6 protein-coding genes are annotated in these 8122 nt (G+C 48.2%); all 6 read left to right on the top strand.

Going from position 1 to position 8122, the window contains the following annotated elements; all coding sequences use genetic code 11:
• Positions 1 to 88: 88 nt before the first annotated feature.
• The 6 genes from LBJ25_03580 (at position 89) to LBJ25_03605 (ending at position 8112) form a co-directional block, all read left to right on the top strand.
• Complete coding sequence (locus LBJ25_03580) at positions 89 to 2524, top strand: hypothetical protein (protein MDR1453038.1); 2436 nt, start codon at positions 89 to 91, stop codon at positions 2522 to 2524.
• A gap of 50 nt (positions 2525 to 2574) precedes the next feature.
• On the top strand, positions 2575 to 2829 hold the full coding sequence (locus tag LBJ25_03585; GenBank protein MDR1453039.1) for a hypothetical protein: 255 nt from the start codon (positions 2575 to 2577) through the stop codon (positions 2827 to 2829).
• Complete coding sequence (locus LBJ25_03590) at positions 2819 to 3088, top strand: type II toxin-antitoxin system RelE/ParE family toxin (GenBank protein MDR1453040.1); 270 nt, start codon at positions 2819 to 2821, stop codon at positions 3086 to 3088. The genes LBJ25_03585 and LBJ25_03590 overlap by 11 nt, the downstream gene beginning before the upstream one ends.
• A 198-nt stretch (positions 3089 to 3286) precedes the next feature.
• Complete coding sequence (gene adhE, locus LBJ25_03595) at positions 3287 to 5884, top strand: bifunctional acetaldehyde-CoA/alcohol dehydrogenase (GenBank protein MDR1453041.1); 2598 nt, start codon at positions 3287 to 3289, stop codon at positions 5882 to 5884.
• A gap of 141 nt (positions 5885 to 6025) precedes the next feature.
• Positions 6026 to 7486 (top strand): monomeric [FeFe] hydrogenase, encoded by a 1461-nt coding sequence (locus LBJ25_03600; protein MDR1453042.1) that lies wholly within the window; start codon positions 6026 to 6028, stop codon positions 7484 to 7486.
• Positions 7483 to 8112, top strand: a complete 630-nt coding sequence (locus LBJ25_03605; protein MDR1453043.1) for a redox-sensing transcriptional repressor Rex — start codon at positions 7483 to 7485, stop codon at positions 8110 to 8112. The genes LBJ25_03600 and LBJ25_03605 overlap by 4 nt, the downstream gene beginning before the upstream one ends.
• Positions 8113 to 8122: the final 10 nt, after the last annotated feature.

The raw sequence follows: 8122 nt of genomic DNA on the forward strand, positions 1-8122 counted from the left end.
ATTTTCTTTCTCCTAAAAAACAGCGAATGTTGAACGCCGCTAAAGCGGTCGGTTGACATTTGGTGTTTAAAAAATTTAGGAGGGATTTATGAGACAACTATATACCAACATTACGAGCGTTCCGCAGAGTGTGTCTTTCGCACAGGCGAGGCAGGGCACCAATAGTCCGAACGAGAGAAATCTCGGAAAAATAAATATTGGCGATCAGGAATACTCCGCCAAACTTACCGGTGTTGGCGATAAGGGCATCATCATTCCCGGACAAACAAAGATAGTTATCAATGGACAAGAGATACCTCTTGAACATGACGCCGGTAACGATGTGAATGGTTATACCTTTAAATATGGAAATGATGTGTTTTTAGTCGGCGCGGATAACAATAAAGGAAGCTGGCACATAGGTAAAATAGATAGCGCTAGCGGCGAGGATTTATTTAAATCTGTCAGCGGCAAAGAAAAATTTGCCGAAGGAACAACTGTCAAACAAAGCTCTGCGGAAACGCATGATGTTCAAGCGCAAAATAAATACGATCAGTTTCTACAAATGCAAGAACAATTTTATCCTAATTCTAACTTGATTAATGTTACGCCAGTTAAAATTGAAAATAAAGAACCAGAGGCAACACAACGATCAGCTGCTCCAGATATACCAGGCGATGAAGCAGCAGTGCCAGCACAATCATTGCCAACACAACCAGATGCGGAGACAGAAGTTGGAGTTAAAAATGAAACGATAACGGTGGCATCAACAGGAGTTGAACTCAGCGAGGACGAAACAGCAGAAACCATTGCGCCAAATCAAGAACTAGCTACAGCAGCAGAAATACCAATAGAGCTAGTTGTAGAGGCTAAAGAAACAGCAATTTATGAGTCGGCAATTGAAGCATCAGTCCAAGAGCAAGAAGCCTCGCCAGCAAAAGAGGCAGTCATTGAGACATTAGCGGATGAGGAGCCTCTGGCAGATATTAATATCGAAACACAAGAGATAATGCCAATGACAGAACCTGCTCCACAAGTAGCGACAACGAAGCTTGAAACAGCAATTATTGCAGAATCACCAGAAAATAGAATTTCGCAACCAAATAGGAACATTGATGATCTAATCGATGCTTTGCCACCAGATATGAACATTGATGATCGGATTGACGGTATGTATGGTGGAAAATTTAGTGTTGCTTGGAAAGCTTTTGCAAATAATCATCCGGAAATGGAGTTTGTTACAGCAGGTGGTAGAATCAATTTTCACGATGCTGAATTTAAACAAAGTCCTGAATTTATAAAAACCAACTTACCAGATAGTTTGGCGGGAAAAGTTGATGAGTATTTTGCAAATACTAACAATCCCCAACCACCACAGGTAACAATAGAGGATATAATTAGACATATACAAAATAGACAGTCATTACCCAGTGCACATCAAGCAAATTCAACAACAAGCTATATGGATAGTAATCAGGTTTTTGAAGCTATCCATACAGCCAGAATTGCCCGAGATCAACAATTAACATCCACCGAAGAACAAGCGCTTACAGATTTTCAGACAATAATTAATGCACAAGTAAGGATAAGTAATCTTGCTAATACTAATTATGAAATAAAAATCGAAAAATCTAGGGCTGACGGACAATCTTATATTTATATAAAAGGATTAAAAGGAAGTTCGAGAGACTATGCTATAAGGATAGAGCGAGATATTAATGGGCAATCTTATTTAGTTTGTAACACCGATGCCGATGGTAGTGTATTCCATAACCTTATTAATAATGCTCTTATTAGAAACGGAACTCAATTACAGGGATACCCAACATTTTCTCGCGTGGGAGCACGTGGCGGGTATGATATGCGAATAAATATAACAGATGCTAGAGGCGGAATAAGTCCAGATAGGCAGAATTGGGTTGCTGTTGCACCGCAAAGACAAGCGATAGCAGAAGCAACGAGAATTGCAGCTGATGCAGCCAATGAAAGAAACGCTGTTGTTTATCAAGCAAATTATGTTCAAGTTACGTCCACACTTCAAGGCAGTCCGAGTAAAGGTGAAAGAAATTTAATGCGTGTAATGGGACGAGACCCAGAACGAGGCGAAAATGGTACCGTTAGATTAAGAATTATGCCAAGCCAAAGAGCACAAGTACCAGCGATAGAAACAAGACTTAAATCAAATCCAGATTTAACTTTTGCTACTAGAGAAGAAGGCGGATTTACTTATATAACAGTATCATCAAAAATAGTAGAACAAAGTGCAGACAGATTAATCCAAGATGCAAGAAATGGTGAAGTAAATGAATTAGCCATAAGTAGAGAACGTGAACCAGCGCCAGGACTTGATAGAACAAAATATCAAAATTATGGTTTTGCACTTTCAACTATAAGTTTAAGTTCTGAAGGGAGCGGCCGTATAACTGATGGTATTACTCTGAGAATTATAACTATTGAAAACCAACAATTTACTGATCCTGAAACAGGAGAAAAATACAAGTTAGTCAAAAATGGTGACAATTATAGTGTAGAAAAAATGGCCTGAGTCAATATTTAGCTTAGCAGGTAAGATTTTCCTTACCCGCAGCCGCCGGTTTGCTGCGCAAGTTGAACAGCGTGTGGTATAATATATTTGGAGGAGAAAATATGCGCTTCGTTGTGGAAATGGATGATGAGCAGTATCAACGCCTAGAAAAAACATTGAAAAAATCCGGCATGACGATAACTGAAGCCATTGCCGATTTTTTTGATGATCTTGATGATGTTCAGCTGGCTAAAGAACGGCTTTCAGAAGTCGCTTCCGGCGCAGAACAAATCATTCCGTGGGAGCAGGTAAGAGTTGCTTTATAATATTGTCTGGACAGAGAAAGCTGTCAATGAATACACTAAACTGGACAAATCAGTTAAAAATCAGATCGGCAAGTATTTGGATAAACTAAAAATTTCTGATAATCCGCACAGTATGGGCAGGCCTTTGTCGGCTAATTTGGCTGGATTATGGCGGTATCGTGTTGGAGATTATAGGATAGTTGTCGAAATAAAAAATTTCGAATTGATAATACTTATCGTGTCAATTAAGCACAGAAGCATCGTTTATCGTCAAATCTAATTTCCTGAATAGTATAGATAGCTTTATTCGGCAAATTCATCCAAAAAAATTAATCCTGTTTTTAGGCACCCTTGACAACTCCGCAAACCCCTGCTATATTCGTGAAATAAATCACGAATGAAAGGGGTTTTTATGGCTAATACATCGGTAAAAACAGCAAGAAAAAAGGCGGTTAACCCGGCAGTTTCCGGCAACATTATGACGCTGGATGATCTGAATAAACTGATCGCCAAAGTGAAAGAGGCGCAGAATATTTACGCAACTTATTCACAGGAAAAAGTCGACGCGATCTTTAAAGCGGCGGCTATCGCGGCGGACAAAGCCCGTATCGATCTGGCGGAAATGGCGGTCGCCGAAACCGGCATGGGTGTGCTGGAAGACAAGATCATCAAAAATCATTTCGCCGCCGAGTATATTTACAATAAACACAAAAATGCCAAAACCTGCGGCGTGGTATCGTGGGACAAGGCCAACGGTATCAAAACCGTGGCGGCTCCGCTGGGGCTGATCGCCGGAGTGGTGCCGACCACCAATCCGACTTCGACTGCGATTTTCAAAGCCCTGCTCGCGCTGAAAACCCGCAACGCGATTATTTTTTCGCCGCACCCCCGCGCTAAAAAATGCACCGTTGCGGCCGCGCGTCTGGCGCTGGAAGCCGCCGTGCGGGCTGGCGCGCCGGAAAATATTATCGCCTGGATCGACGAGCCGACCATTGAGCTGAGCAACGCCCTGATGGCGCATCCGGATATTCACGCCATACTCGCCACTGGCGGCCCCGGCATGGTCAAAGCGGCTTACTCCAGCGGCAAACCGGCGCTGGGCGTCGGGCCGGGCAACACGCCGGCCATTATCGATGAGACGGCGGATATTGATCTGGCGGTTTCTTCCATACTGCTGTCCAAAACTTTTGACAACGGTATGATCTGCGCTTCCGAACAGTCAATCATCGCGGTGGCTGATGTGTACAAAGAAGTGAAAAAAGAACTGGCGCTACGCGGCGCGTATCTGCTCAACCGCGCGGAAGCGGACAAACTCGGCAAAATAATTCTCAATGACAAAGGCGCGGTCAACGCGGCTATTGTCGGTCAGCCAGCCAGCAAGATCGCGGCTCTGGCCGGATTGAAAACGCCGGCCAATATAAAAGTTTTGGTCAGCGAAGAAACTTCTTACGCGGCGGACAATCCTTATGCTTACGAAAAACTGTCGCCGATCTTAACGCTCTACAAAGCTAAAGATTTCAAAGAAGCGGTGGACATCGCCGGCGCTCTGATCGAGCTGGGCGGACTGGGACACACCTCAGTGCTGTACACCGATGAGCGCACGCAGGAACGCATTGATTATTTTGCCAACAAACTGCCGACCTGCCGTTTGCTCATCAACTCGCCTTCGTCGCACGGCGGCATCGGCGATCTGTATAATTTTCGGCTCGAGCCTTCGCTGACTCTCGGCTGCGGCTCCTGGGGCGGCAACTCCGTCAGCGGCAACGTCGGAGTGCAGCATCTGCTCAATCTCAAAACTGTCGCGGAAAGGAAAGAAAATATGCTGTGGTATAGAGTTCCTCCGAAAATTTATTTCAAGCGCGGTTCGACCGATCTGGCGCTGCGCGAATACGAGGGCAAGAAACGTGCGTTCATTATCACCGACCGGTTTTTATTTAACAGCGGCGCGACCCGCAGTATTACCAGTGTGCTGGAAGAGATCGGCACGGCTTACGAAATATTTTTTGAAGTACAGCCGGATCCGACTTTGAGCACGGTCAACGCCGCGCTGAATATCGTCCGGCCTTATGAGCCGGATCTGCTCATCGCGCTGGGCGGCGGCTCGCCGATGGACGTGGCCAAAATTATCTGGCTCATGTACGAACAACCCGAGGCTAAATTTGAAGACATTTCGATGCGCTTCATGGACATCCGTAAACGCATCTGCGCCATTCCTGAGCTGGGCAAAAAAGCCCAGCTGGTCTGTATCCCGACCACGTCCGGCACCGGCTCGGAAGTCACACCGTTCTCGATCATCACCGATGACAAAGAACATGTGAAATATGCTATAGCGGATTACGCGCTGACGCCGTCCATGGCGATCATCGATCCGGATTTTGTGGACGGCATGCCGCAAAGTCTGACGGCAGCCGGTGGCATTGACGCTCTGGTGCACGCGGTCGAAGCTTATGTTTCCATCATGGCGACAAATTTCACCAACGCGCAGGCTCTGGAAGCGATCAAGCAGGTTTTCCGTTACCTGCCCCGCTCATATAAAGAAGGCCGCAACGATCCGCGCGCCCGCGAAAAAATGCACTACGCCGCGACGATCGCCGGCCTGTCTTTTGCCAACGCTTTTTTGGGCATTTGCCATTCTCTGGCACATAAGCTCGGCGCGGCTTTTAATATTCCGCACGGCATCGCCAACGCGCTGCTTTTTTGTCAGGTGATCCGTTTTAACGCGACGGACTGCCCGAAAAAACAGGCGGCTTTTCCGCAGTACAAAGTGCCGGAAGCCAAGAAGCGCTACGCGCAGATCGCCCACAATCTATACCTCGGCGGCAAGACCGAGGCTGAGCAGGTCGAGCTGCTGCTCCAGGCGATCGCCAAACTGAAAGCGGATCTGGAAATTCCCAGCTCCATTCAGGAATATTTTGCCAAATATAATCCGCAAATAAAGGAAGCGGATTTCTTAGGCAAGCTGGATTTTCTCGTGCGCAATGCTTTTGACGATCAATGTACGGGAGCCAATCCGGTCTATCCGCTGCTGTCTGATCTCAAGCAGATTTATCTTGACGCTTATTATGGAAAATTTTAGTCATTAAAAAAATTCGCCGCCTGCGTGCGCTACGGCCGCGGGCGGCAAGCAGCGTCGCCGATCCTCTGGCCAGTAAAAATCAGCTTTGTAGTCTAAATATTTTAAAAAAGTTGAGCTACAATATGCCCGGAAAGGAAAATTATGCGGACTGTTATTGAAGTGCAAAAATTAAAACGAGAAATTTTAGTTTATTTGATCAAGGCCTTTTACAGCAATGATTTCGCGGAGAATGTCCGCTTGATACCCTACGACATGCGCCCCAAAGGTTCGCCAGTGCCTTTTCGCTGCTGCATTCATAAAGAAAGAGCGATCCTGCGCTCGCGCACGCTGGCGGGGCTGGGGCTGGCTATCGAGGACGACAATGAGCGCGCGGAATTATCCGTTTACGCGGCGCAGGCCCTGCGGAGAACAAGCAACGCTGAAAATCCGCTGACCGTTTTGCAAAGCGCCTGTCAGGGCTGTGTGGAAAGTTTTATTCATGTCACCGATCTCTGCCAAAACTGCGTCGCCAAGTCCTGCATTAATTCCTGCAAGTTTGGCGCCATAAAAACCACGCGCGGCCGCGCCAGCATCGACAGTGCCAAATGCAAAAAGTGCCGCCTGTGCATCAAAGCCTGTCCTTATCAAGCTATCGTTAAGACGATCGTGCCCTGCGAAAACGCCTGTCCGACCGGCGCCATCGCCAAAGACCGCGGCGGTCTGGCCTGCATCGACACCGCCAAATGCATTTCCTGCGGCAGATGCGTCGTCACCTGCCCGTTTGGCGCGATACACAATAAAAGCCAGATCATCGACGTGCTGAAAAAAATCCAGGACAGGAAAAAAGTTGTCGCCATGATCGCGCCAGCCCTGCTCGGCCAAATGTCCTGCGCGGCCGGACAGCTGCACAGCGCGCTCAAAAAAAGCGGTTTCACGCTAGTCTACGAAGTCGCGCAGGGCGCGGAGATCACGGCGCGCGCCGAAGCTCAAGATCTGGCGGAGCGTCTGCAAAAAGGTGACGCTTTTATGACCACCTCCTGCTGTTCAGCCTACAACGAATTGGTCAAAAAACATCTGCCGGAAATCCGGCCTTTTGTTTCGCGCACGCAAACTCCCCTGCACTATACGGCGGAGATCGTCCGCCGCGAGCAGCCGGACGCCGTCAATGTTTTTATCAGCCCCTGCCTGTCTAAATTTACGGAAGCGCGGCAAGATCCCAATATCGATCACGTGCTGACTTTTGAGGAAATCGGCGCGCTGTTCACCGCGCTGAATATCAAGCCGGAAGAACTGCCGGAGGAAAATTTTGCCTATAACTCCGCCCGGGAAGCGCGCGGTTTTGCGCTCAGCGGCGGCGTCGCCCGCTCAGTACAGGCCGCCTGGACCGGCGATCCGGCGGCGGTCAAACCAGCGCTGCTCAACGGACTGCCCAAAACAGCGCTCAACGAGCTGCGCGCCTATGCCCAGCAAGGCCGCTGTCCGGCCGGCAATCTACTGGAAATCATGTGCTGCGAAGGCGGCTGCGCCAATGGGCCGGCGGTCATCAGCGCGGGAAAATCCGCAGCCGCACGGATAGAGAAATATGCGGCCGCCGCAGTCTCACTGACAGGATCACAAATATGAGCGCTCCAATTTCCAGCAATGGCATCAAACGCCTGACCTTATATCACCACATTTTAAGCGGCTATTTAGCGAAAGCCAAAGAATATATTTCCAGCCAGCGGATCGCCGAGCTGCTCAAGATCGACGACTCGCAGGTGCGCAAAGACATCGTGCTCTGCGCGGCCAGCGGCAAAAACCATGTCGGCTACAATGTGCGGGAATTAAAAAAAGCCATCGAGCAGCTGCTAGGTTTTCGGGCGCAAAAAGCGGCTTTCGTTGTCGGCGCGGGGAATCTCGGCAGCGCTTTGGCCAAACATACGGATTTTGCGGATTACGGTCTGGACATTGTCGCGCTTTTTGACAATGATCCGGCTAAGATCGACCGGTTTATCAACGGCAAAAAAATCTATCCGCTGTCCGAACTGCATCAGGTGATTACGCGCGAACAGCTGGTCAATAAACGCAAGGTGGAAATCGCCATTTTGACCGTGCCGGCCAGCGCGGCGCAAAACTCCGCTGATCTACTGACGCAGGCGCAAATAAAATATCTCTGGAATTTCACGCCGACGATATTGTCTGTGCCGGATGATGTCCGGGTCTGCAACGAAAATCTGGTCGGTAATTTTTTAGATTTTACAAATAACTGAGCAGCGCGGC

The organism is Candidatus Margulisiibacteriota bacterium (assembly GCA_031268855.1).
In the GTDB taxonomy this organism is placed as follows: Bacteria; Margulisbacteria; Termititenacia; order Termititenacales; family Termititenacaceae; genus Termititenax.